Below are 23,745 nucleotides of genomic sequence, written 5' to 3' on the forward strand. Positions count from 1 at the left end.
TCAATCAGCCTTCGACCTGATTCTGCGGCGCGCCGGCCGCCCAGGTTGCGATGTTGTGCAAGGTGGTCGCGGCAATCGCGCCCAGGGCTTCGCGGGTCAGGAACGCCTGGTGCGCGGTGATGATGACGTTCGGGAAAGTCAGCAACCGCGCCAGCACATCGTCTTGCAACGGCAGGTCCGAGCGGTCCTCGAAGAACAACTGCGCCTCTTCTTCATACACATCCAGCCCCAGATAGCCCAACTGGCCGTCCTTCAAGGCGTCGATCAGCGCCGGTGTGTCGACCAGTCCGCCGCGCCCGGTATTGATCAACATCGCCCCCGGTTGCATATGCGCCAGTGACTCGCGGTTGATCAAATGTTTGCTCTGTTCATTGAGCGGGCAGTGCAGGCTGATGATCTGCGACTCGGCCAACAGCTGCGGCAAACTCAGGTAACGCGCGCCGAGGGCTTCGACCTGAGGATTGGGGAAGGGATCGTAGGCGAGTAACTGACAGCCAAAACCGTTCATGATGTTGGCGAAGGTCGCGCCAATCTGCCCGGTGCCGACCACGCCGACGGTCTTGCCCACCAGGTCGAAACCGGTCAGCCCGTGCAGGCTGAAGTCGCCCTCGCGGGTGCGGTTGTAGGCGCGATGCAGGCGCCGGTTAAGGGCCAGGATCAGCGCCACCGCGTGTTCGGCCACCGCGTGGGGCGAATAGGCCGGTACGCGCACGATGGCCAGGTTCAGGCGTTTCGCCGCGACCAGGTCGACATGGTTGTAACCGGCCGAACGCAGGGCGATCAACCGTGTGCCGCCGGCGGCCAACTGTTCGAGCACCGGGGCGCTGAGGTCATCATTGATAAAGGCGCACACCACTTCATGCTGCTCGGCGAGTGCCACGGTGTCGAGGCTCAGGCGCGCCGATTGAAACTGCAACTCGATGCCGGCGGGCAAGTCCGCCGCGAGAAAACTGTCGCGGTCGTAGGTCTGGCTGCTGAACAGAATCGTGCGCATTTCGTCCTCCTTGAGATCCCTTGTAGCAGCTGGCGAAGCCTGCGTTCGGCGACGAAGTCGTCGCAAAATCAGCCACCTCGGTGTGTCAGGCAAACCGCGTATGCCGGTTTGACGACGGCTTCGCCGCCGGACGCAGGCTTCGCCAGCGGCTACAAATATCGTAGCGCTCGGGGCGACGGGTGTTATTGCTCTGGATCAGGCGCTGATGCGCGCCTGCGCCGCGAGGCGATTGATCGAGCGTTCCAGTTCTTCGAGTGCCGCCGCCGCTTTCGGGTCTTGCTGTTTGAGCAGGGTTTCACTGCGCTGGCAGGCAGCGCGCAGTTGCGGCACGCCGCAGTAACGCGTGGCGCCGTGCAGGCGATGGACCCGTTCGATCAAGGCATTCTGGTCGTTGGCTTCGCGGGCAACGCGAATCGCCTCGCGGTCAGCTTCCAGCGAAGCCAGCAGCATCGCCAGCATGTCTGCCGCCAAATCAGCCTTGCCCGCCGCCAGGCGCAGGCCTTCTTCGTGATCGAGCACCAGCAATTCACCGCCGCCATGGCTGTCGCTGGAGCGTTCCGGCACCTGATTGCGCAGCGCCAGGCCGGTCCACTTCAACACCACCTGGGCCAGTTGCCGTTCGCTGATGGGCTTGGTCAGGTAATCGTCCATGCCGCTTTGCAGCAAGGCGCGTTTTTCGTTGGCCATGGCGTGGGCGGTGAGGGCCACGATCGGCAGCGGCGTGCAATGCCGTTCGCTTTCCCATTGGCGAATCGCTTCGGTGCTCTGGCGCCCGTCCATGCCGGGCATCTGCACGTCCATCAACACCAGGTCGAAGGTTTCGTTCTGCACCGCTTTGACCGCGGCGTAACCGCTTTCCACAGCGAGCACCTTGGCGCCCATGTCCTCAAGCAGCGTTTGTACCAGCAGCAGGTTCGCCGGGTTGTCGTCGACGCAAAGGACTTTTGGTGCACGGCTCGACACCGGTTCGCCGGGCTCGCTGCGCTGCTGGCGCGGGTTGACCAGATCGGACAGGGCCCGGCGCAACTTGCGCGTGCACGCCGGTTTGGACTGGAGCTGACTGTGGGGATTGGGCACCGAGAGATGGAACAGTGTCTGCTCGGTGGTTGGGCACAACACCAGGACTTTGCAGCCCAGGTGTTCAAGGTCCCAGATGTGTTGGTTGAGGCGCTCCGGCGGCATGTCGTTGCTGGTGATGCCGAGCACGGCCAGTTCAATCGCCTGTTCGGTCTGATGGGCGCCGGTGACGCCATTGGTCAAACTTTCGAGGGTGTTGAACGGCGTGACTTCGAGACCACAATCTTCCAGTTGATGCTGCAACGCCTGACGGGCCAGTTCGTGGTTTTCCAGCACCGCCACCCGGCGGCCAAGCAACGGCGGGCCGGGCAGATCCTCGGCGTCGTCGCGGGTTTTTGGCAGGCTCAGGCTGATCCAGAATTCCGAGCCTTCCCCCGGCGTGCTGTCGACGCCGATCTCGCCGCCCATCTGCTCGATCAGGCGCTTGGAAATCACCAGCCCCAGACCCGTTCCGCCGGGTTGGCGCGACAGCGAGTTATCCGCCTGGCTGAAGGCCTGGAACAGCGCGCGCACGTCCTGGTTCGACAGGCCGATGCCGGTGTCCTGAATGCTGATGCGCAGTTGCACGCTGTCTTCGTGTTCTTCTTCAAGCATGGCCCGGGCGACGATGGTGCCTTCGCGGGTGAACTTGATCGCGTTGCTGACCAGGTTGGTGAGGATCTGCTTGAGGCGCAGCGGATCGCCGACCAGTGACAGCGGCGTGTCGCGATACACCAGGCTCACCAGTTCCAGCTGTTTGGCGTGGGCGGCCGGGGCGAGGATGGTCAAGGTGTCCTGCAACAGGTCGCGCAGGTTGAACGGAATATTGTCGAGCACCAGTTTGCCGGCCTCGATTTTCGAGAAGTCGAGGATCTCGTTGATGATCCCCAGCAGGCTGTCGGCGGATTTTTCGATGGTGCCCAGGTAATCGAGCTGGCGCGGGGTCAACTCGCTTTTTTGCAGCAAATGGGTGAAGCCGAGAATGCCGTTGAGCGGCGTGCGGATTTCATGGCTCATGTTGGCCAGGAATTCGGATTTGATCCGGCTCGCTTCCAGGGCTTCCTTGCGCGCCAGGTCCAGCTCGATGTTCTGGATCTCGATGGTTTCCAGGTTCTGGCGCACGTCTTCGGTGGCCTGGTCGACGCTGTGCTGCAATTCTTCCTGGGCGTTTTGCAGGGTGCCAGCCATGCGGTTGATGCCCGACGCCAGCTCATCCAGTTCCTGGCTGCCGAGGGGCGGCAGGCGGGTTTCCAGATGACCGTCCTTGAGTTGCGCCACCGCCAGTTTGATCTGGCTGATCGGCCGGTTGATGGTGCGGCCCATGCGCAGGGCCAGCAGCGCCGCGCCGGCCAGACCGGCGCCGATTAGCAGCAAACTGGCGAACAGGCTGCGGTAACCGCGCAGCAGCATGCCGTTGTGGGACAGTTCGAGTTCGACCCAACCGAGCAGGCGGTCGGCTTCGTCGGGAATCAGGTCGCCGGCCAGGTTGCGGTGCTTGCCGAACACTGGCAGCAAGTAGCGAGTCGCGTCATTGCCGCTGCGGCGCAGCATCTGCGAGCTGTTGCCGATCGGTGCCGCGTTGAGCATGGTCGGGCCGGCGTGGGCCAGGGGTGTGCGGTCGGGGGCGAGGAAGGTCACCGCGCGCACGTCCGTTTGTTCCAGGGATTGGGTGGCGATCCGTTCCAGCAGGTCGGTGTTCTTGTGGCCCATGGCCGGGGCCACCAGCGGCGCGAGTTGTTCAGCGATCATCTCGCCGCGCTGCAGGAGTTGGGCTTGCAGGTCCGATTGCTGCATCCAGGTGAAATAGCCGCCCAGCACCAACGCCATCAGGCTGGTCGGCAGCAAGGTCAGCAACAGCACGCGGCCTTTAATTCCCAGTTTCTTAAGCACGCATTTCTCCTGCATCCCGCTGTTTATTGGACCCGCGCGTGCATCCAGCACGCACCACCTGCGCAGTGTAGCGATTTGCTGGCGGGCAATCTTCGTAAATTGATGTCGTCATTCGTCGGCTGGGTCGGCGCTTTTGCTTACCGGGCAAACCTTCGGTTGCCCCTGGCAAGGCAATCTTGAATAATCCCCAACTGAGAATTATTTGCAGATACTCATGACTCCCATCACTGCTGGCCATCCTCGTATCCTGTCTATAGAAGACGACCTCGTGCTCGGTGCGTATGTCCACGAGCACCTGGGGCGTTGCGGTTTTCAGGTGACCTGGTGCCAGAACGGCCAGGAAGGCCTGGCCATCGCCCGCGGGCAACCGTTCGATGTGGTGCTGATGGACATTTTGCTGCCGGGGCTGGACGGGCTGAACGTGCTGACCCAATTGCGCCAGAGCCATTCCACTCCGGTGGTACTGATGTCGGCACTGGGCGCCGAGGCCGATCGCATCAGCGGTTTTCGCCTGGGCGCCGACGACTACCTGCCCAAACCCTTCAGCATGGCCGAGTTGCGGGTGCGCATCGAAGCCATCCTGCGGCGGGTGGCGCTTGACCGTCGGCCTGAGCCTTTCGCGGTGATCAGTCCCGTTCACAACCTGCTGTTCGACGAAGACCAGTGCGAAGTCTTCTATCGCGAACACGCCGCCGGCCTGACCCGCAGCGAATATCGGCTGCTGGAAACCCTGCATCGCAATAATGATGAAGTGCTGAGCAAAGCCTTCCTTTATCAGCACGTGCTGCAACGGGGCTACGCGGCCCACGACCGCAGCCTCGACATGCACATCAGCCAGATCCGTCGCAAGCTCAAGGCCATCGGCTACACCGAGCGGGAAGTGCGCACGGTGTGGGGCAAGGGTTACGTATTGAGTGCCATCGATGAAATGGTCTGACCTGCCGGGCCGGCACTCGCTGTTCTGGAAACTGGCGTGTTTGTTGGTGGCGTTCTGTTTGCTGATGATCTGGTTGAGCTGGTCCTGGGGGCGCTACATGGAGCAGCGCAACCAGTTCCTGTCGGATACCGCCCGCAGCACCCTGACGCGCTACGCCGCTGAGGCCGAGCAAGCGTGGCAGGAGGGGCGGCGTGCGGGCATCGATGCCTGGCTGCAAGGCATGCAACAGCGTGAAACCGGTTGGGTTGGCGTCGTGGGGGGTGATTTGCAGTCGTTGAGCAGCCGACCGCTGACGGACAAGGAAATCGAGCGCCTGACCTTCCTGCGTGGCCTGGATTGGCCGATTCACAAGAAAAACCTGCCGTGGTTGCGCGTGCCTTTTCCCGGCGACCCCCGCACTGGCAATTTGGTGATCGAATTGCCATCGCGTTTCATGCCCGGGCAGTACCGGGTGTTCTGGCGGGTCATTACCAATGGGGTCATTCCCGGACTGTTCACCTTGCTGCTGTGCGTTGGTTTGTATCGATTGCTGGTGGTTCCGCTCAACAGCCTGCGCGAACAGGCCAACGCCTGGCGTGCCGATCAATTGGGAGTGCGCCTGTCGAGTCACACCACCAATCGTTCGGATGAGCTGGGTGAACTGGGCCGCGCCTTCGACCACATGTCCGAGCGCCTGCAAAGCACCGTCGCCCTGCAACAACAATTGCTGCGCGACCTGTCCCACGAACTGCGCACACCCTTGAGCCGCTTACGCGTGGCCAGCGAAAGCGAGCAGGGCCTGTTGCAATTGCGCGAACGCATTGGCCGCGAAGTCGATGGCATGCAGCGACTGGTGGACGACACCCTGCAACTGGCCTGGCTCGACACCGAGCGCACCCGGTTGCCCGACGAATCGATCCAGATCCAGGCGCTATGGGACATGCTCACGGAAAACGCCTGCTATGAAAGTGGCTGGCCGGCGAGCCGGCTGCACTGCGCGGTGGATTCGTCGTGCTGGGTCCGTGGGCATCTGAATACCTTGGCCCAGGCCCTGGAAAACATTGTGCGCAACGCCATTCGGCATTCGCCAACCGGAGGCATTGTCAGTCTGGGTGGACGGCGGGATGGCGGCTTCTGGCATCTGTGGCTGGAGGATCAGGGCGGCGGGGTGGCTGAAGACGATCTGGAGCGGATCTTTTCGCCCTTTATCCGCCTCGATGGTTCGCGGCCGGGGGATGGCGGGTTTGGATTGGGGTTGAGCATTGCCAGGAATGCGGTGCAGCGCCAGGGTGGGACGCTGTGGGCTGAGAACACTGAGGTGGGGTTGCGGTTGAATATGCGGTTGGTGGCGGATAGCGGTGTCGCCAGTGATGACACCTTCGCGAGCAAGCCCCCTCCCGCAGTGGAGCGGTGTCGCACACAAATTGTGTAGTCATCCCCGACCCCTATGGGAGCGAGGCTGTTCGTGAAGAGGCCTTACCAGCCACCACAGTCTCCTAAGCTGAGAGAAAGTCTCACCACTGATGAGACATTTGTCCTGGCGCAATGGAAGCTAAAGCTGTGCTGTTTGAGTGCAATGTTTCCCAACCGGCAAATGTGTCAGCAGTGCTGACACAAATCACCCATTTACGCTGATTGCCAAAGCGGACTGGGCAATGAAGACGAGTCCTGCATTCGCCCCTTATTCCCATAAGCCATAAGCACCACACTTTGCGTGATATGGCCTGCGAACGTTTGCCGGTATGATAGGCGCCCCCGCAGTCTGGATTGCGAATTACGCCATGACCTTGCAGTACCCAACCATCGCCGATTGCGTCGGCAACACTCCGCTGGTTCGTTTGCAGCGCCTGCCTGGCGCCACCAGCAATACCCTTTTGCTCAAGCTCGAAGGGAATAACCCGGCGGGTTCGGTCAAGGACCGTCCGGCGCTGTCGATGATTACCCGCGCCGAGTTGCGCGGGCAGATCCACGCCGGCGATACGCTGATCGAAGCAACCTCGGGTAACACCGGGATTGCGCTGGCCATGGCCGCCGCGATCAAGGGTTACAAGATGATCCTGATCATGCCGGACAATTCCAGCGCCGAACGCAAGGCTGCGATGACGGCCTATGGCGCCGAGCTGATCCTGGTGACCCAGGAAGAAGGCATGGAAGGCGCTCGCGACCTCGCCCAGCGAATGGAAGCCGAAGGCCGTGGCAAGGTGCTGGATCAGTTCGCCAACGGGGACAACCCCGAGGCGCACTACACCACCACCGGCCCGGAAATCTGGCGCCAGACCGAGGGCACCATCACTCACTTCGTCAGTTCGATGGGCACCACCGGCACCATCATGGGCGTGTCGCGCTACTTGAAAGAGCAGAACGACAACGTACAGATCATCGGCCTGCAACCGATGGAAGGCTCAGCGATTCCGGGCATCCGTCGCTGGCCGCAGGAATACCTGCCGAAGATCTATCAAGCCGATCGTGTCGACCGCATCGTCGACATGGCGCAAAGCGAAGCCGAAGACGTGACCCGTCGCCTGGCCCGCGAAGAAGGCATCTTCTGTGGCGTGTCCTCGGGCGGCGCGGTGGCAGCGATGCTGCGCCTGTCCAAAGAAGTTGAAAACGCGGTGATCGTCGCGATCATCTGCGACCGTGGCGACCGTTACTTGTCGACCGGCATTTTCGACGCGCCCAACTGATGGCCAAGCAAGAGAGAGGCCTGCGCTTCCAACCCACGGGCGGCAGCAAGGCCCCACAAATTCCGACCGGCAAAAAGCAGCGCTTGAGCATCGAGCGCCTGGCCAATGACGGTCGCGGTATCGCGTTTTTCGAAGGTCGCACCTGGTTCGTCATCGGCGCATTGGCCGGTGAAGAGGTCGAGGCGCGGGTGCTCAATGCCCACGGCAAAGTGGTCGAGGCCCGTACCGAACGCGTATTCCAGGCCAGCGAACTGCGTCGCCCGGCACCGTGCCCGCATGCCGGTCGCTGTGGCGGTTGCAGCGTGCAGCACCTGCCCCACAGTGAACAACTCGCCCTGAAACAGCGCATGCTCGCCGAGCAACTGTCCAAGGTCGCCGGTGTCGAACCCGAAGAGTGGGCAGCGCCATTGAGCGGTCCGGAATTCGGTTACCGCCGTCGCGCCCGCGTGGCGGTGCGCTGGGACATGAAGGCGAAAAAACTCGAAGTCGGTTTCCGCGCTGCGGGCAGCCAGGACATCATCGCGATCAGCGAATGCACGGTGCTGGTACAGCCCTTGCAACCGATCATGACCCGCCTGCCGGAGATGCTCCGTCGCTTGAGCAAACCTCAGGCGCTGGGCCATGTGGAATTGTTCAGTGGTTCGTCGCTGGCGGTCTTGCTGCGGCACATGGCGCCGTTGTCCGAGGCCGACCTGACGATCCTCAAGGATTTCTGCGCATTCCATGAAGCCCAGTTGTGGCTGCATGGCGACGGTGAACCGCAACCGGTGGATGTCGATCAGGCGCTGGGTTATCGCCTGGAGCAATGGGATTTGAACCTGGCGTATCGGCCGGGGGATTTCATCCAGGTCAACGCCGGGGTCAACGAAGCGATGGTGGCCCAGGCCTTGGATTGGCTGAAACCTGAAGCTGATCAACGCGTCCTCGATCTGTTCTGCGGCCTGGGCAACTTTGCCTTGCCGCTGGCCAGGACCGTGCGCGAAGTGGTGGCGGTCGAAGGCGTGCAGGCGATGGTCGAGCGCGCCGCTGCGAATGCCGCTAGCAACAATCTGCATAATGCCAAGTTTTTTCAGGCTGATTTATCCCAGCCTTTGGCTGATGCCGAATGGGCGCGCGAAGGCTTTTGTGCGGTACTCTTGGACCCACCGCGTGACGGTGCTTTCGAGGTGGTGCGCAAGCTCAAGTCCCTGGGCGCCGAACGGTTGGTGTATGTGTCGTGCAACCCTGCAACTCTGGCGCGCGATACGGTCGAATTGATCAAGCAGGGCTACCGGTTAAAACGTGCCGGGATTCTCGATATGTTTCCTCAGACGGCACATGTCGAGGCCATGGCGTTATTTGAAGCGAGCTAGGATGGCTCGTCTGGTCCGACTGGCCGCCCGTGCAGCCGCCGCGCACTCGCCCGGCGCGGGCTCACGGGCAATGAAGGTCAGCGATTTGACGCATTGAATCTGCGTCGTAGGGAAGGTAAAGCAAGATGGTACAGGTGAGAGCACACCAGCCGATCAACACCGACGGCAGTATCAATCTCGAGGCTTGGCTCGATCACGCGGTCACTGTCGATCAGGCACTGGATCGCGAAGCCTTGAAGGAAGCGTGCGAGTTCGCTCGTGCGTCTGAACAGCAAGCCAATGCGGCGAAAAACCTCTGGTCCGAAGGGACCTCGAGTTTCCGCACGGGCCTTGAGATCGCCGAGATTCTCGCCGACCTCAAACTCGATCAGGATTCGCTGGTGGCGGCGATCCTGTATCGCGGCGTGCGCGAAGGCCAGATCGAATTGCCAGCGGTCAGCCAGCGCTTCGGTCCGGTGGTCGCCAAACTCATCGACGGCGTGTTGCGCATGGCGGCGATCAGCGCCAGCCTGAGCCCCCGTCAATCCCTGGTGCTGGGCACGCAGGGCCAGGTGGAAAACCTGCGCAAGATGCTCGTGGCGATGGTCGATGACGTTCGCGTCGCGCTGATCAAACTGGCCGAACGCACTTGCGCGATTCGTGCGGTGAAAACCGCCGACGACGAAAAACGCAACCGCGTCGCCCGTGAAGTCTTCGACATCTACGCGCCGCTCGCCCACCGTCTCGGTATCGGTCATATCAAGTGGGAACTGGAGGATTTGTCCTTCCGTTACCTTGAGCCCGACCAGTACAAGCAGATCGCCAAGTTGCTGCATGAGCGGCGCCTGGATCGCGAGCGTTTCATCGCCGACGTGATGAACCAGCTGAAAAACGAATTGACCGCCACAGGCGTCGATGCCGACATCAGCGGCCGGGCCAAACACATCTATTCGATCTGGCGCAAAATGCAGCGCAAGGGTCTGGAGTTCAGCCAGATCTACGACGTGCGCGCCGTTCGCGTGCTGGTGCCGGAAATGCGCGACTGCTACACCGCTCTCGGCATCGTCCACACTTTGTGGCGGCACATCCCGAAAGAATTCGACGACTACATCGCCAACCCGAAAGAGAACGGCTACCGCTCGCTGCACACCGCGGTGATCGGCCCCGAAGGCAAGGTGCTGGAGGTGCAGATTCGCACCCACGCCATGCATGAAGAAGCCGAGTTGGGCGTGTGCGCGCACTGGAAGTACAAGGGCACCGACGTCAAATCCGGTTCCAACCACTACGAAGAGAAAATCTCCTGGCTGCGTCAGGTCCTTGAGTGGCACGAAGAGCTCGGCGACATCGGTGGCCTGGCGGAACAGTTGCGGGTCGATATCGAGCCGGACCGGGTCTACATCTTCACCCCGGACGGTCACGCCATCGACTTGCCGAAAGGCTCGACACCGCTGGACTTCGCCTACCGCGTGCACACCGAAATCGGTCACAACTGCCGTGGCGCCAAGATCAACGGGCGCATCGTACCGCTCAACTACAGCCTGCAAACCGGTGAGCAAGTCGAGATCATCACCAGCAAGCACGGCACCCCGAGTCGCGACTGGCTGAACTCGAACCTGGGTTACGTCACCACCTCGCGAGCGCGGGCGAAGATTGTTCACTGGTTCAAATTGCAGGCGCGCGACCAGAACGTCGCGGCCGGTAAAACCTTGCTCGAACGCGAACTCACGCGCCTCGGCCTGCCAGCGGTGGATTTCGACAAGTTGGCTGAAAAGGCCAACATGAAGACCGCCGAGGACATGTTTGCCGCCCTCGGTGCCGGCGATTTGCGCCTGGCGCAGCTGGTGAATCTGGCGCAGCAATTGGTCGAGCCGGAGCGCGGCAACGAGCAGCTGGAACTGATTCCGCGCAAAGCCACCGGTTACAAGCCAGGCAAACGCGGCGATATCCAGATCCAGGGCGTCGGCAACCTGATGACCCAGATGGCGGGTTGCTGCCAGCCGCTGCCGGGGGATGCGATCGTCGGTTACATCACCCAGGGCCGCGGTGTGAGCATTCACCGCCAGGACTGCGCCTCGGTGCTGCAACTGGGTGGGCGCGAGCCGGAGCGGATCATCCAGGTGAGCTGGGGCCCGGTGCCGGTGCTCACCTACCCGGTGGACATCATCATCCGTGCCTACGACCGTTCAGGTCTGCTGCGTGACGTTTCGCAAGTGCTGCTCAACGAGCGGATCAACGTGCTGGCGGTCAACACCCGCTCGAACAAAGAGGACAACACCGCGTTGATGTCCCTGACCATCGAGATTCCGGGGCTGGATGCACTGGGTCGGTTATTGGGGCGGATTTCCCAGTTGCCGAACATCATCGAAACCCGGCGTAACCGTGCGCCGTGATCGCAACCCCTGTAGGAGCAAAGCTTGCTCGCGATGGCGATTTACCTGATACACCGCCATCGCGAGCAAGCTTTGCTCCTACAGAGTTACGGTTTGGCCGACACACCGCGTTGACGATGTAGAGATTAAAAAAAGATGTATTCACTTGAAGACTTGCTGCACCTGATGAACCGCCTGCGCGACCCGCAGTTCGGCTGCCCGTGGGACATCAAGCAAACCTACGCCACGATCGTCCCGCACACCCTGGAAGAAGCCTACGAGGTGGCCGACGCTATCGAGCGCGGTGATTTCGATCACTTGCAGGGTGAGTTGGGGGATTTGCTGTTCCAGGTGGTTTATTACAGCCAACTGGCGCGGGAAGAAGGGCGCTTCGAATTCGCCGGGGTTGTCGACAGCATCACCCGCAAGCTGATCCGTCGTCATCCCCACGTGTTCCCCACCGGCGATTTGTATGCGCCGCTGGACGTTCCGCGTCTGAATGAAGAACAGGTCAAACAGCGCTGGGAAGAGATCAAGGCCGAAGAACGGGCCGAGAAAGCTGCCGCGCCTGAACAGCTGTCCTTGCTCGATGATGTGCCCGCGGCACTGCCGGCGCTGTCCCGTTCGGCCAAGTTGCAGAAGCGTGCCGGGCAGGTCGGTTTCGACTGGCCGGATGCGTTGCCGGTGCTGGACAAGGTTCGCGAAGAACTTGATGAAGTGCTCGAAGCCATGGCCGACAACGACTCGGCAGCGATTGCCGATGAAGTCGGTGACCTGCTGTTTTCCGTGGTCAATCTGGCGCGGCACCTGAAGGTCGATCCGGAAACCGCACTGCGGGGCGCCAACAGCAAGTTCGAAAGACGCTTCCGATTTATCGAACAGGCATTGCGCGACACCCATCGTCCCATGGAAGATTGCACCCTCGAAGAGTTGGACGCCCTGTGGGGCGAAGCCAAACGCCAGGAAAAGAATTTGCCCAGCTGCGGTTGAGCAGTTGCCTAAGTGAGAAATAAGCACCATGAGCATTTCCCTTCGCGACCAGTTGCTCAAAGCAGGGCTGGTCAACCAAAAGCAGGCCAAACAGGTCGGCAAAGAGAAGCAGAAGCAGCAACGCCTGGTCCATAAAGGCCAGATCGAACAGGACGATACCCAGCAGCGACTGGCTCAGGAAGCGCTGGCCGAGAAGGTCAAGCGCGACCAGGAACTCAATCGCCAGCAGCAGGAGAAGGTCGAGGCCAAGGCCCGTGCTGCCCAGGTCAAGCAATTGATCGAAGTGTCGCGCCTGCCGAAGCTGACCACCGAGGACTACTACAACTTCGTTGACGACAAGAAGGTCAAGCGCATTTGCGTCAACACCTTGATGCGCAACAAGCTCAGCAATGGCTCCCTGGCGATCGTGCACCACGCCGGCGGCTACGAAGTGATCCCGCGCGAGGCGGCCCTGAAGATCCAGGAGCGCGACCCACAGCGGATCGTGCAGATGAACATCAAGACCGAAGAAGTCGTTGCCGAGGACGATCCGTACGCGGCCTACCAGATTCCTGATGATCTGATGTGGTAAGTGCGCAGGTGTAGCCAGGTGTAACTACACATGCGTTAGTACTTAAGCTTTTGAATGAACTTGAACCCGAAAGAGTGTGTGGATACGCTCTTTCGGGTTCTTCTTTTCGTGGGTGTTAAATAGCGTTCAAGCAGTATTTGTTATTTCATCAAGTATTCAATTGTTCAGCGGGGAGAAGGATTCATATTATTAAATGCACTTGAGGTTTTCGATGTTTGTCACTATCGCTTCTTTACAACAGCCGACCTTTCATTCCGAGTTTTCCTGGCCGCGCAAGCCCGGCCAGTCCATGACGGCCTATGTGAGCCAGGAACTCGACCGCAGGACCCAGTTCGTCAGTGACCGACTGGAAGTCGCCGCCAAAGCGGTGCTGGATCTGCGCCCGGACAGCCAATGCCTGTTCTTCACCTTGCCCGAGTTCTTCTGGAATGTACCGTGGAGCAGCGTACAGAGCGAAGAGGAGCTGTTGGAACTCAGTACCGCGTACATGGACAGAATGCCTGAGTGCATGGAAAAACTGATGAAGTGGCTACCGGTGGAGCCATACGGGAAAGTTGTATTGCTTGCGGGCACTTGTGCCAGTTTGATTAAAGTGGGTGAAGAACAAGAAGCTTATTTCGATGTGATCAACTACTTGATGGCGTCCAGTAACTTTAAGTTGCAAAGTGATGGGCTGCCGGCACTGTCGATGTGGCCAAAACGTTATGTGTCCGGTATTGATCTTGGTAGCTATGTCGATAGTGAAAAGGGGTATTGGTTCTTCCAGCTTTCAGAGCAAGTAAGGATCAAGGTCAAGGACGTCAGCTCGACAGTGGCCGAACATTACTCTCCCGGTGGTTACGGTCCGGTATTCTCCAATACGTTAATTCCCGAGTGTCCTTTCAGCATCAATCTATGCCTGGACTATGCCTTCCTGGAGCCAGGTCAACGGGATGACGAGTTGGAGGACATCGACTCAAGCGTCGATTTTCTGATTGCCTGCGGGATGGAATTCGAAGAGGGCGAGCGTTACCCGCAGAGTGTCCGGTTTGCGGTCAGGAATGACGGGATGGGCGCGGGGAGTTGTGAATTTGCCAAGGTTGAAGCGGGCAAGATCAGTCATTTACTGCCTGCGATCCTCATCGAGGACACGCTGCATATGGCGGTAGTGGACCTGAACTGATGAGAAGTCGCCTGCCCCGGCAAGGGGCCGGGCAGGCGCTTCACGGATCACGCAGGCTCAGCTGGCCGACGCTTCGCGTTTCTGTTCCTGGGTTTCCAGTTCGGCCTTGTAACTGTGGGCGTCGGTCTCAGAGTGAAACATCCCTACCAGCATGTCTTGTTGATGTACGTCCCAAATGCGGATACCGGCGGCGATGCCTTCGTGGGATTTATGTGAATCGTCGCGTTCAGTTACTTTTACAGTCATCTGCTAGCTCCAATCTCTGTTATCTGCAGCAAGGCGTGTGCAGGACTCCGTTATATATTTTGTTAGCTTCCTAAGTAAATGCTTTCGTTCGGCAACGAATAATTGCGAAAACTGCAAAAGTGCTGGAGCCCGCTAAATACGCGACATTCGGTCGCAGGTGGCTGAGTTAGATGACAAAAGTTTCATGTTCGCGACGAACAAATCCGCCGCCAATGCGATGCCTGCACACAATGTGTAGCCGCTGGCGAAGCCTGCGTTCAGCGTGTAGCAGCTGCCGAGGTACGAGGCTGCGTTCGGCTGCGAAGCAGTCGTAAAACCTGAGCGCGCGGTCTTCCTGAAGAAACGCGTCGGTTGATTCACGACTGCTCCGCAGCCGAACGCAGCCTCGTGCTTCGGCAGCTGCTACAAAAGCATTGCAGCGAAGGTGTTTTCTCAGGCACAAAAAAAACGCCCCGAACCAGTCGGGGCGTTTTTGTGTGCTGCGAGTCGGCGGGGTATTACTTGCCGGCCCAGCGCTTCAGTACCAGCGTGGCGTTGGTGCCACCGAAGCCGAAGCTGTTGCTCATCACGGTGTTGATGGTGGCGTCTTCGCGGGTCTTGGTCAGGATCGGCATGTCGGCCACTTCCGGGTCCAGTTCGTCGATGTTGGCGGAACCCGCCATGAAGTTGCCTTCCATCATCAGCATGCAGTAGATCGCTTCGTGAACGCCCGCGGCGCCCAGGGAGTGACCCGACAGGCTCTTGGTGGAGCTGATGGCCGGAGCGTTGGCGCCGAACACTTCACGCACACCTTTCATTTCCGCGACGTCGCCGACCGGAGTCGAGGTGCCGTGGGTGTTCAGGTAGTCGATCGGGGTGTCGACGGTGGACATGGCCATCTGCATGCAGCGGATGGCGCCTTCGCCGCTTGGAGCGACCATGTCGTAGCCGTCGGAGGTCGCGCCGTAGCCAACGATTTCCGCGTAGATCTTCGCGCCGCGGGCCAGAGCGTGTTCCAGCTCTTCGACCACGACCATGCCGCCACCGCCAGCAATGACGAAACCGTCACGCTTGGCGTCGTAGGCACGGGAAGCTTTTTCCGGGGTTTCGTTGTACTGGCTGGACAGTGCGCCCATGGCGTCGAACAGGAACGACTGGCTCCAATGTTCTTCTTCGCCGCCGCCGGCAAACACGATGTCCTGCTTGCCCATCTGGATCTGTTCCATGGCGGTACCGATGCAGTGAGCACTGGTGGCGCAGGCAGAAGCGATGGAGTAGTTCAGGCCCTTGATCTTGAACGGCGTGGCCAGGCAAGCGGAAACGGTGCTGCTCATGGTCCGCGTTACACGGTACGGGCCAACGCGCTTCACGCCTTTCTCGCGCAGGATGTCCAGCGCTTCCATCTGGTTCAGCGTGGAGGCGCCACCGGAACCGGCGATCAGGCCGGTACGCGGGTTGGAGACTTGCTCATCGGTCAGACCGGAGTCGGTGATGGCGTCTTTCATGGCCAGGTAGGCGTAAGCCGCCGCGTGGCCGACGAAGCGATAGATCTTGCGATCGATCAGCTCTTCGAGTGGCAGGTCAATGGAGCCGGAAACCTGGCTACGCAGACCCATTTCGGCATATTCCGGGTTGAACCGGATGCCCGGGCGACTTGCACGCAGGTTAGCGGAGACGGTCTCTTTGTCATTGCCCAGGCACGAAACGATGCCCAGACCAGTGATAACGACGCGGCGCATGCGGATAACCCTTAGAAGTTTTCAGTGGAGGTGAACACGCCGACCCGGAGGCCTTCGGCGGTGTAGATTTCGCGGCCGTCGACACTGACCGAACCATCGGCGATAGCGAGGTTCAGCTTGCCTTTGAGGACGCGCTTGATCTGAATGTTATACGTAACTTTCTTGGCAGTCGGCAGGACCTGACCAAAGAACTTCACTTCGCCCGAACCCAGTGCGCGGCCACGGCCCGGCAGGCCTTGCCAGCCGAGGAAGAAGCCGACCAGTTGCCACATGGCGTCGAGGCCCAGGCAGCCCGGCATCACCGGATCACCTTCGAAGTGACAGGCGAAGAACCACAGGTCTGGAGTGATATCCAGCTCGGCGACCAATTCACCTTTGCCGTACTTGCCACCTTCTTCGCTGATATGGGTGATGCGATCCACCATCAGCATGTTCGGGGCGGGCAGTTGCGCGTTACCTGGGCCGAACAGCTCACCGCGACTGCAGCGCAGCAGGTCTTCCCGAGTAAAGGCGTTTTGTTTGGTCATGCGAGCTCCTCAATAGTCCCGTGCGGCAGGGTGGGGCAAATCTTCCCGGCCGATCGAAGCGTTCATGCCTCGAGTCGACAGCCTACTCATAGACTATTGCGTTGTGGTGAAAGTCACAGCACCAAGGACATGAATGTACACTTGTGCACTGAAATTATTATTCAAGCCCCTTTTCGGGCCTGTTCGGGTGCCTAAGACTGCCGCACTTTCGCCTTTCACGCCAGTCGCAGATAGCCGAAAGGACAGCACTACTGCACCCAACGCTGCAGAATTTGCTGCAGATCAGTCCGTTTGAAGGGCTTGGCCAGGTAATCGTTCATGCCCGCCGACAGACACGCTTCGCGATCACCCTGCAAGGCGTTGGCCGTCAGGGCGATGATCGGCAAGTCCAGGCAGCCGGGCAATTGGCGAATCTGGCGGGTCGCTTCATAGCCGTCGATGATTGGTAACCGGCAGTCCATCAGAATCGCCTCGAAAATCAGACTCTCGGCACTGCGCACCGCCTGCGCGCCATCGGTGGCGACGCTGACCGTAAAGCCCAGGCTGCGCAACATGGCTTCGATGACCGTCTGGTTGACCGGGTTGTCCTCCACCAGCAACACATTGCGTCCTTCACCGTTGCCATTGCCGGTCGCCACCCGTGGCGCCGGCAGTTCTGGCATCGCCTGCTTATAAAGGGCGAGGGGGATTTCCAGGGTGAACACCGAACCGCGACCTTCTTCGCTCTGGGCGCGCAACGTACCGCCCATGCGCTCGGCCAGGGTGCGGGCAATCGGCAAACCGAGGCCGGTGCCGCCGTAACGTCTTGAAATGGAACTGTCGGCTTGCTGGAACGCGTTGAACATCAATTCCAGGCTTTCGGCCGAAATGCCGATGCCGCTGTCGCGCACGGTGCAGGTGAACCACAGCAGTTCGTGATCCAGGGATTGCCATTGCGGCTCGATGGTCACGCGGCCCTGTTCGGTGAACTTCAGCGCGTTGCCGATCAGATTGACCAGGATCTGCCGGATCCGCGTCGGATCGCCCTGGACCTGCAAGGCGCGCATGTCGTCGGGGATCAGTAGCTCAAGGTCGAGCTTGCGTTGCACCGCGCTGTGCTGGAAGGACTGGGCGCAACTGCCGATCAGGTCCGCGAGGTTAAACGGAATGTGCTCCAGCTCCAGTTCCGAACGCTCGATGCGCGAGAAGTCGAGAATGTCGTTGATCACCTTGAGCAGGTGTTCGGTGGACTCCGAGGCCAGCGCCGCGTATTCGACCTGCTCCTCGGTCATGTCGGTAGTTTCCAGCAGTTGCAGCATGCCCAGCACGCCATTCATCGGCGTGCGCAGTTCGTGGCTCATCATCGCCAGGAAGTCGGATTTGGCGTTGTTGGCCTTTTCCGCTTCCTCGCGGGTCTGGATCAACTGCGACATCGCTTGCTGCTGTTCGCGGCTGGCTTTTTCGAGACCCTCGGCAAGGTTATTGATGTGTTGCGATAAAGCCCCCAGCTCAGTGTCATCGACGATTGGCAGCGGCGTGGTGTAGTCGCCTTTCTGGATTGCCTTGACCGCGTTGCCGATGTCGCGGATTGGTTGCGACAGACTGCCCGCCAGGCGTCGGGCCAGCAGGAAGGTGAACAGCAAGGCGAACAGCGCGAGGATCCCGGCCTTGAACAGAATCTCTTGTTGGCGCTGGCTGAAAGCGTCGTTGGACAGGCCGACGATCACCCGCCCCAGGTAATCCTCGCTCGGCGCACTGACCGAGGTCCGGGTGTTCTGGAAGAAGTCATTGTTCAGCGCAATCCGTTGCAGCCGCACCGGCGCCTGGAACACTTCGACCTGCTGCGAGCGGTTGTGGGATTCCGACGGCTGTTCGACGTACACCAGAATCCGGTTGGCGCTGTCCTGCACTTCGAGGAAACGCACATTGGGCGTGGCGAGCGTGGCCTTGAGCAGGCTTTCCAACACGTCGTTGTTGCCGGAGATCACCCCGTACTCGGTAGCCGGTGCCAGTTGGTTGGCGATCAGTTGACCGGTGTGGTTGAGCTCCTGGCGCAGGTCCTGGATCCGTACGAAGGTGAAGAAACTGATCAGCAGCAAGGTCAGCAGCAGGGCAGGGCCGAGGCTGATGATCTGGGTCCGGGTGTTGATGTCCCAACGGCGTCGGAAGGTCATGGGCGGCGTTCTCCTTCAGCCAACTGTGTTGCGACAGATGCTTCATTCATCTGTTCAATACCTAATGAACGAGCCACTTGTGGATTGCTTAAGACTTTGAAGTGCCTGGGGTAGAGCGTGCGCGGCCAAGTGGCTGGTGGCCGGTCGAGCAATTCGTCGAGAATCGCCAGCCAGTCGCTTTGGTCGCTGTAGGTACTGGCCAGGCTTCCCGCCTTGACGAAACCGGCATGGGGGCCAATCAGCGCCATCTGTCGTGCATAGCTGCTGAGCAGCAGGTTTTTCGCGGTCTTCGGGTTGAACAGGTCGGGGTCATCAAGGCCCAGCAGCACGTCGCTGTTTTTCAGCAGCGTCAGCAACGGGCGACTGTCGTTGGTGTTGTCCCAAGGTTCGGCGACGATCTCCAGGCCCAAGGGCAGGGCGGCCTGACGCAGTTCTTTCAAGAGGAATTCGCTGTGCCGGTCATACAGCACGCCGACCCGGCGCACCTGGGGCAGGATCAATCGAGTCAGGCGCAATTGCCGCTCCAGGGGCGGATCGCTCCACAACAGGCTCAGGTGGGTGGGCAACACATTACTCAGACGTTGCCGCGCTTGCAGGCGGCTGATGCGCAGCACCAGCGTCGCCGGGCCCTGGCTGTCTTGCAGGCGCCAGTCGAGACTCGGCAGGTCAAGCAGGATCAAGCGCGTGCCACTGGGCAATTTACTCGGTGCCGGCAGGCTGGCCAGCGGCTGGAAACGCACGCTGTCGGTGGGGCGCAACTCGTTCAGGGCTTGGGTGAAAGATTGCACGCCGGGGCTGTCTTCGGCGCCGGTCAGCAGAATCTCCAGGGCATGGGCCGGCAGACTGCAAAACAGCCCGCCGAGCACCAGCCACACCACGGCCAACAAGTGGCCAAGGCTTGGCGTCTTCCGTGACTGAGGCTGCATCTAAAACGCCAGCTCCGCGCTGAAGTAGAACACCCGGCGCTCGTCGTAATTGTTGTCGATGAAGGTGGTGGGCTGGTTATCGAGGCGTTGTTGCAGCACGCCGGCCAGCTCCAGGCTGGCCTTGCCCAGGCCTATGTGTTTGGCGATGCGCGTGTCGAGCCGTTCGAAGCGGTAGCCGTTGAGGGCGTCGTCCCCATAGTAGAAGAGCGCGCTGTTCCAGCCTCGGCCCCAGTTGCGCAACCAGCCGGCGGAACCGCTGTTGCGCGCGGTCTGCTGCTGGTCCAGCGGGTTGCTGGCCTTGGCATCGACGTAGGCGTAGGTCAGGCGCAGGCGATCGGCGCGGCTGACGTGCCAGTCGAGCTGGGTTTCGGTGCCGGTGAAGCGTGAGCCGTTGGCGTTGCTGGCGATGTACTGGTTATTGCGCAGTGGCTCGCTGATCATGCCGGTGATTTCGTCGTAGAACAGCTTCACATCCACCGCCAGCCCGAGCTCGGCGAAGAAGCCGTTGTAGCCCAGTTCCCGGGAGCGCATGCGTTCTTTGTCGAGGTCGCCCGGCCCGCGAGTCTTGACGAAGTAGCGAGCGCTGGACTGGCCATAAGCGCTGGGCCGCAGGTTGGTCACCTGATAGCTCCAGTTCACATTGTTCTCGAACATGTCCGGCGAGCGGATCGCCTCGGAATACACCGCGCGCAAGCCGTGGCGCGGGTTGATCAGGTAATTGACCGCCACTCGCGGGGTCAGCGAACTGCCGGTCAACTGCGTGTCTTCGAACATGGCACCGCCCTGGAGCAACCAGTGTTCGCTGGCGCGCCACTCGAGTTGGCCGAACGTACGCCAAGTGGTGTCGTCGAGCGTGCCATTGAAATAGGTCTCGGAGTCTGCCCGGTCGTAACGATAGTTCATGCCGCTGACCAGTCGCAGACTATCGGACAGGCTCAAGGTGTCTTGCAGTTCGAGGTCGTAGCGCGATTCCCGGGCGCTCTGGTCGATGTCGCCGCACAGGGTTTGCTTCGCGCCGTTTTTCCATTGCGCCAGCACCTGATTGCCCAGCGCTTGTTCTGCCGCAGTACCTGCCGGGGCGCCGGGGCCGGTGTAGCGCTCCATGTTGCGCGCCAGGCGTTCGGCATAATTCGGGTTGAGTTGCCACAGGTCGGCCAGCTCAGGGCTGAACGACACTTCGGCATCACAGGCGCGCCAAGTCTGCTGGCGATCCCAGTGTTGCGCCGAGCCCTGGATATACAGGCTGTGATCGGGATTGATGTCCAGGTTCCAGCGCAGGGAGCCGGCGTAATCCTTGGCGATCACGTCGGAATTGTTCCCGGCGGCGGTAATCCCCGAAAACACCGGGCGGTAGGTATACGGCCGCTGGTTGGCCCCGTCCTTGGCGTTCAATTGCCAGTCGATGCTTTGGTTCTCGTTGAGCGTCTGGCTGACTGCGAGGTTGAAGCGGTTCAGGCGCCGACTGTCACGGTAATCGGCGCCGGTGCGGTCCGAGTCGAAGCCATCGTCCTGCTGGCCGGAGAGCGACAGGCGCAAGTCGCCGCCGTCCCAGCCGGTGCCCTGGCTGGCGTAGAAATCATTGATGCCGCGCTGGCCACGGGTGACTTTCAGCCGCGTGCCGTGGCTGTCCGCCGGGTTGCGGGTGATGATGTTGACCACCGCCATCAGCGCGTTGGCGCCATAACTGACGGTGTTGGGGCCGCGAAAGACTTCGATGCGCTCGATGTCTTCCATCGCCACCGGAATATCGCTCCAGTCCACCGTGGCGAGGCCGGCGCGGTACACCGAGCGACCGTCGATCAACACCTGCATGCGCCGCGCTTCGCTGGCATTGGTGCCGTGATAGTTCACTGCCGCCTGATTGCCATTGATGTTGCCGACCATCATCCCCGGCACCAGGCGCAGCAATTCGCTGATGTCCCGCGCGCCGCTGGCGTTGATCAATTCGCTGTCGATCACCGTCATGCTCCCCGGCACGGCGGCCGGCGATTGCTTGAGTCGCGTCGCCGTCAGCACTTGCGGCAGCGGATCGCTGTCGAGGAACAGATCGTCGGCCAGCAAAACCGGGCTGAAAAGCAGCGCCAGGACCAGCGACGAGCGAGGTGAGGAGGGGCCAAAAGACACGACACAGCCTTGTGAGCGATTAAGTGGCGCGCATGTTAACCGAGCACAAGGACTTTTCCATTCACGTTGTCGGCATTTTCCTCGGTTTTGTTGGTCTTCTTCCTACAAGTGTCGGTAATTGACGCGGGGGCTGGCCGCCACTGGGCCGCTCCGTATAATGCCGGCATCGCCACTGGTATGGATTAACGGATTGCATATGACTGAACAGCGCCCAATCGCGGTCCTGGGAGGCGGAAGTTTTGGTACCGCCGTGGCAAATCTGCTGGCCGAGAATGGCCATCAGGTCCTGCAGTGGATGCGCGACCCCGAACAGGCCGAGGCCATTCGCGTCAATCGCGAGAACCCGCGTTACCTCAAAGGCATCAAGATCCTGCCGGGCGTTACGGCGGTCACGGACCTGCCAGCCACCCTCGACGCCTGCGACTTGTGCTTCGTCGCACTGCCGTCCAGTGCGTTGCGCGCGGTACTGGTGCCTTACGCCGAACGCCTGAGCGGCAAACTGCTGGTCAGCCTGACCAAAGGCATCGAAGCCCACACGTTCAAGCTGATGAGCGAGATTCTCGAAGAGATCGCGCCGCAAGCGCGCATCGGTGTGTTGTCCGGGCCGAACCTGGCCCGTGAAATCGCCGAACACGCCCTGACGGCCACGGTGGTCGCCAGCGAAGACGAAGAACTGTGCGCGCGGGTGCAGGAAGCGCTGCACGGGCGCACCTTCCGCGTCTACGCCAGTGCCGACCGTTTCGGCGTGGAGTTGGGCGGTGCGTTGAAAAACGTCTACGCCATCATCGCCGGCATGGCCGTGGCGCTGGGCATGGGCGAAAACACCAAGAGCATGCTGATTACCCGGGCGCTGGCGGAAATGACCCGCTTCGCGGTGAATCAGGGCGCCAACCCGATGACCTTCCTCGGCCTGGCGGGCGTCGGCGACTTGATCGTCACCTGCTCGTCGCCGAAAAGCCGCAACTACCAGGTCGGGTTCGCCCTCGGCCAGGGCCTGAGCCTGGAAGACGCGGTGACGCGCCTGGGCGAAGTCGCTGAAGGCGTGAACACGCTCAAAGTGCTTAAGGCCAAGTCCCAGGAAGCGGGGGTGTACATGCCGCTGGTCGCCGGGCTGCATGCGATTTTGTTTGAAGGGCGCACGCTTGAGCAGGTGATCGAACTGTTAATGCGGGCCGAGCCGAAGACCGACGTCGACTTTATCTCCACCAGCGGTTTCAACTGATTGCTTTATCTACGGGCAGGGAGCGGGACATGAACGATCCGAAAACAGAAGCCAAGTACGAATCCATTCTGCTGCGAGTATTGTGGATGATCGTTTTCTTGCTGGTCTGGCAAGTGGCGCAATTCATCCTCGGCGCGGTGGTGCTGGTGCAGTTGATCTATCGTTTGATCTATGGCGCCCCGAGCGCCAGCCTGATGAACTTCGGCGACAGCCTGAGCCAGTTCCTGGCGCAGATCGGTCGTTTCGGCACGTTCCACAGCGACCAGAAGCCTTGGCCGTTCGCCGATTGGCCGACGCCGCGTACACCGGAAGGTGAAGCGCCACACGTTGTAGCGCCTGCGCCGCATCCGGCCCGAGATGAGGAGCCTAAGCTATGAAACTCTGGGTATTACGTCATGGTGAAGCCGAGCCACACGGCACGCGTCCAGACTCCGAACGGGCGCTGACGGCCCACGGTCGTGAAGAAGTGCTGCGCACGGCCGCCGAGTTGATCGGTCGGCCGATTACGGCCATTTATGCCAGTCCTTACCTGCGTGCGCAGGAGACGGCGCAACTGGTCCGTGAAGCGCTGGGGTTTGCGCCGGAGATTCGCACTGTCGAATGGCTGACTCCGGACAACCGGCCGCAAGCGGTGGCCGAGCAGTTGGTGTCGGTCGATCATGCGCTGCTGGTCAGCCATAACCCGCTGGTGGGCAACTTGCTGGGTTACCTGCAGCACGGACATGTGCAAGATCCGGAAGCGGTGAAAACCGCCGGGCTGGCTGAGCTGGAAGGCGACTTGCCGTTGGCCGGGGGCATGAAGCTCAACGGCATCAAACACCCGTAGCGGCTAAGCTGCGTTTTGCTTTTGTAGGAGCGGGCAAGCC

Annotated in this window: 20 protein-coding genes; 11 read left to right on the plus strand and 9 right to left on the minus strand. The window is 60.7% G+C overall.

Going from position 1 to position 23,745, the window contains the following annotated elements; all coding sequences use genetic code 11:
* Positions 1 to 4 precede the first annotated feature (4 nt).
* Both HKK53_RS28825 and HKK53_RS28830 read right to left on the minus strand, forming a co-directional pair.
* Positions 5 to 994 (minus strand): 2-hydroxyacid dehydrogenase, encoded by a 990-nt coding sequence (locus tag HKK53_RS28825; protein WP_169373561.1) that lies wholly within the window; start codon positions 992 to 994, stop codon positions 5 to 7.
* Between the two features lie 195 nt (positions 995 to 1,189).
* Positions 1,190 to 3,940, minus strand: a complete 2,751-nt coding sequence (locus tag HKK53_RS28830; RefSeq protein ID WP_169373562.1) for a response regulator — start codon at positions 3,938 to 3,940, stop codon at positions 1,190 to 1,192.
* 214 nt (positions 3,941 to 4,154) lie between these two features.
* On the opposite strand from HKK53_RS28830, the gene HKK53_RS28835 reads away from it, so the two are divergent.
* From HKK53_RS28835 to HKK53_RS28870, 8 genes are all read left to right on the plus strand, one after another.
* Positions 4,155 to 4,877 (plus strand): response regulator transcription factor, encoded by a 723-nt coding sequence (locus HKK53_RS28835; RefSeq protein ID WP_169373563.1) that lies wholly within the window; start codon positions 4,155 to 4,157, stop codon positions 4,875 to 4,877.
* The gene (locus tag HKK53_RS28840) at positions 4,864 to 6,288 is read left to right on the plus strand and encodes a sensor histidine kinase (protein WP_169373564.1); all 1,425 of its coding nucleotides are present in this window, start codon (positions 4,864 to 4,866) and stop codon (positions 6,286 to 6,288) included. The genes HKK53_RS28835 and HKK53_RS28840 overlap by 14 nt, the downstream gene beginning before the upstream one ends.
* 349 nt (positions 6,289 to 6,637) lie before the next feature.
* Complete coding sequence (gene cysM, locus HKK53_RS28845; RefSeq protein ID WP_169374307.1) at positions 6,638 to 7,540, plus strand: cysteine synthase CysM; 903 nt, start codon at positions 6,638 to 6,640, stop codon at positions 7,538 to 7,540.
* The gene (rlmD, locus tag HKK53_RS28850) at positions 7,540 to 8,892 is read left to right on the plus strand and encodes a 23S rRNA (uracil(1939)-C(5))-methyltransferase RlmD (protein WP_169373565.1); all 1,353 of its coding nucleotides are present in this window, start codon (positions 7,540 to 7,542) and stop codon (positions 8,890 to 8,892) included. Before cysM ends, rlmD begins: the two co-directional genes overlap by 1 nt.
* A 125-nt stretch (positions 8,893 to 9,017) precedes the next feature.
* Positions 9,018 to 11,261 carry a GTP diphosphokinase gene (relA, locus tag HKK53_RS28855; protein WP_169373566.1) on the plus strand — a complete coding sequence of 748 codons (2,244 nt, stop codon included), beginning with the start codon at positions 9,018 to 9,020 and terminating at the stop codon, positions 11,259 to 11,261.
* A gap of 135 nt (positions 11,262 to 11,396) precedes the next feature.
* Positions 11,397 to 12,230 carry a nucleoside triphosphate pyrophosphohydrolase gene (gene mazG / locus HKK53_RS28860; RefSeq protein ID WP_169373567.1) on the plus strand — a complete coding sequence of 278 codons (834 nt, stop codon included), beginning with the start codon at positions 11,397 to 11,399 and terminating at the stop codon, positions 12,228 to 12,230.
* 28 nt (positions 12,231 to 12,258) lie between these two features.
* The gene (locus HKK53_RS28865; RefSeq protein WP_169373568.1) at positions 12,259 to 12,801 is read left to right on the plus strand and encodes a DUF2058 domain-containing protein; all 543 of its coding nucleotides are present in this window, start codon (positions 12,259 to 12,261) and stop codon (positions 12,799 to 12,801) included.
* Positions 12,802 to 13,012: 211 nt separating this feature from the next.
* Positions 13,013 to 13,963, plus strand: coding sequence for a hypothetical protein (locus tag HKK53_RS28870; protein WP_169373569.1), 951 nt, complete (start codon positions 13,013 to 13,015; stop codon positions 13,961 to 13,963).
* 57 nt (positions 13,964 to 14,020) lie between these two features.
* On the opposite strand, the gene HKK53_RS28875 is transcribed toward HKK53_RS28870, so the two are convergent.
* The 7 genes from HKK53_RS28875 to HKK53_RS28905 all read right to left on the minus strand — a co-directional run bounded on the left by HKK53_RS28875 (position 14,021) and on the right by HKK53_RS28905 (position 21,657).
* Positions 14,021 to 14,209 carry a hypothetical protein gene (locus tag HKK53_RS28875; RefSeq protein ID WP_169373570.1) on the minus strand — a complete coding sequence of 63 codons (189 nt, stop codon included), beginning with the start codon at positions 14,207 to 14,209 and terminating at the stop codon, positions 14,021 to 14,023.
* A 132-nt stretch (positions 14,210 to 14,341) separates the two neighbouring features.
* Entirely contained in the window at positions 14,342 to 14,569 is a 228-nt protein-coding gene (locus tag HKK53_RS28880; RefSeq protein ID WP_169373571.1) for a hypothetical protein, read from the minus strand.
* A 137-nt stretch (positions 14,570 to 14,706) separates the two neighbouring features.
* Positions 14,707 to 15,927: a beta-ketoacyl-ACP synthase I gene (gene fabB, locus HKK53_RS28885; protein WP_054054895.1), complete on the minus strand. Its 1,221-nt coding sequence runs from the start codon at positions 15,925 to 15,927 to the stop codon at positions 14,707 to 14,709.
* A gap of 11 nt (positions 15,928 to 15,938) precedes the next feature.
* Entirely contained in the window at positions 15,939 to 16,454 is a 516-nt protein-coding gene (fabA, locus tag HKK53_RS28890) for a 3-hydroxyacyl-[acyl-carrier-protein] dehydratase FabA (RefSeq protein ID WP_042560484.1), read from the minus strand.
* Between the two features lie 248 nt (positions 16,455 to 16,702).
* Positions 16,703 to 18,607, minus strand: a complete 1,905-nt coding sequence (locus HKK53_RS28895) for an ATP-binding protein (RefSeq protein ID WP_169373572.1) — start codon at positions 18,605 to 18,607, stop codon at positions 16,703 to 16,705.
* Positions 18,604 to 19,533, minus strand: a complete 930-nt coding sequence (locus HKK53_RS28900; RefSeq protein ID WP_169373573.1) for an ABC transporter substrate-binding protein — start codon at positions 19,531 to 19,533, stop codon at positions 18,604 to 18,606. The genes HKK53_RS28895 and HKK53_RS28900 overlap by 4 nt, the downstream gene beginning before the upstream one ends.
* Entirely contained in the window at positions 19,534 to 21,657 is a 2,124-nt protein-coding gene (locus HKK53_RS28905) for a TonB-dependent receptor plug domain-containing protein (RefSeq protein ID WP_169373574.1), read from the minus strand.
* A gap of 196 nt (positions 21,658 to 21,853) precedes the next feature.
* Between HKK53_RS28905 and HKK53_RS28910 the strand changes: the two genes are divergently transcribed.
* The 3 genes from HKK53_RS28910 to sixA are packed head-to-tail and all read left to right on the plus strand — an operon-like array spanning position 21,854 to position 23,705.
* Positions 21,854 to 22,879, plus strand: a complete 1,026-nt coding sequence (locus HKK53_RS28910) for an NAD(P)H-dependent glycerol-3-phosphate dehydrogenase (protein ID WP_149662114.1) — start codon at positions 21,854 to 21,856, stop codon at positions 22,877 to 22,879.
* A 29-nt stretch (positions 22,880 to 22,908) separates the two neighbouring features.
* Positions 22,909 to 23,256: a DUF4389 domain-containing protein gene (locus tag HKK53_RS28915; protein WP_123510001.1), complete on the plus strand. Its 348-nt coding sequence runs from the start codon at positions 22,909 to 22,911 to the stop codon at positions 23,254 to 23,256.
* Positions 23,253 to 23,705 carry a phosphohistidine phosphatase SixA gene (sixA, locus tag HKK53_RS28920; RefSeq protein WP_133840463.1) on the plus strand — a complete coding sequence of 151 codons (453 nt, stop codon included), beginning with the start codon at positions 23,253 to 23,255 and terminating at the stop codon, positions 23,703 to 23,705. The genes HKK53_RS28915 and sixA overlap by 4 nt, the downstream gene beginning before the upstream one ends.
* Positions 23,706 to 23,745: the final 40 nt, after the last annotated feature.

The sequence above is a fragment of the Pseudomonas sp. ADAK7 genome (assembly GCF_012935675.1).
In the GTDB taxonomy this organism is placed as follows: Bacteria; Pseudomonadota; Gammaproteobacteria; order Pseudomonadales; family Pseudomonadaceae; genus Aquipseudomonas.

What these genes read in the sequence shown, in the direction of transcription:
- HKK53_RS28825 (WP_169373561.1), bottom strand. Translation starts at nt 994, where the DNA reads ATGCGCACGATTCTGTTCAGCAGCCAGACCTACGACCGCGACAGTTTT.
- HKK53_RS28835 (WP_169373563.1), top strand. Translation starts at nt 4,155, where the DNA reads ATGACTCCCATCACTGCTGGCCATCCTCGTATCCTGTCTATAGAAGAC.
- HKK53_RS28840 (WP_169373564.1), top strand. Translation starts at nt 4,864, where the DNA reads ATGAAATGGTCTGACCTGCCGGGCCGGCACTCGCTGTTCTGGAAACTG.
- cysM (WP_169374307.1), top strand. Translation starts at nt 6,638, where the DNA reads ATGACCTTGCAGTACCCAACCATCGCCGATTGCGTCGGCAACACTCCG.
- rlmD (WP_169373565.1), top strand. Translation starts at nt 7,540, where the DNA reads ATGGCCAAGCAAGAGAGAGGCCTGCGCTTCCAACCCACGGGCGGCAGC.
- relA (WP_169373566.1), top strand. Translation starts at nt 9,018, where the DNA reads ATGGTACAGGTGAGAGCACACCAGCCGATCAACACCGACGGCAGTATC.
- mazG (WP_169373567.1), top strand. Translation starts at nt 11,397, where the DNA reads ATGTATTCACTTGAAGACTTGCTGCACCTGATGAACCGCCTGCGCGAC.
- HKK53_RS28865 (WP_169373568.1), top strand. Translation starts at nt 12,259, where the DNA reads ATGAGCATTTCCCTTCGCGACCAGTTGCTCAAAGCAGGGCTGGTCAAC.
- HKK53_RS28870 (WP_169373569.1), top strand. Translation starts at nt 13,013, where the DNA reads ATGTTTGTCACTATCGCTTCTTTACAACAGCCGACCTTTCATTCCGAG.
- HKK53_RS28875 (WP_169373570.1), bottom strand. Translation starts at nt 14,209, where the DNA reads ATGACTGTAAAAGTAACTGAACGCGACGATTCACATAAATCCCACGAA.
- fabB (WP_054054895.1), bottom strand. Translation starts at nt 15,927, where the DNA reads ATGCGCCGCGTCGTTATCACTGGTCTGGGCATCGTTTCGTGCCTGGGC.
- fabA (WP_042560484.1), bottom strand. Translation starts at nt 16,454, where the DNA reads ATGACCAAACAAAACGCCTTTACTCGGGAAGACCTGCTGCGCTGCAGT.
- HKK53_RS28895 (WP_169373572.1), bottom strand. Translation starts at nt 18,607, where the DNA reads ATGACCTTCCGACGCCGTTGGGACATCAACACCCGGACCCAGATCATC.
- HKK53_RS28900 (WP_169373573.1), bottom strand. Translation starts at nt 19,533, where the DNA reads ATGCAGCCTCAGTCACGGAAGACGCCAAGCCTTGGCCACTTGTTGGCC.
- HKK53_RS28910 (WP_149662114.1), top strand. Translation starts at nt 21,854, where the DNA reads ATGACTGAACAGCGCCCAATCGCGGTCCTGGGAGGCGGAAGTTTTGGT.
- HKK53_RS28915 (WP_123510001.1), top strand. Translation starts at nt 22,909, where the DNA reads ATGAACGATCCGAAAACAGAAGCCAAGTACGAATCCATTCTGCTGCGA.
- sixA (WP_133840463.1), top strand. Translation starts at nt 23,253, where the DNA reads ATGAAACTCTGGGTATTACGTCATGGTGAAGCCGAGCCACACGGCACG.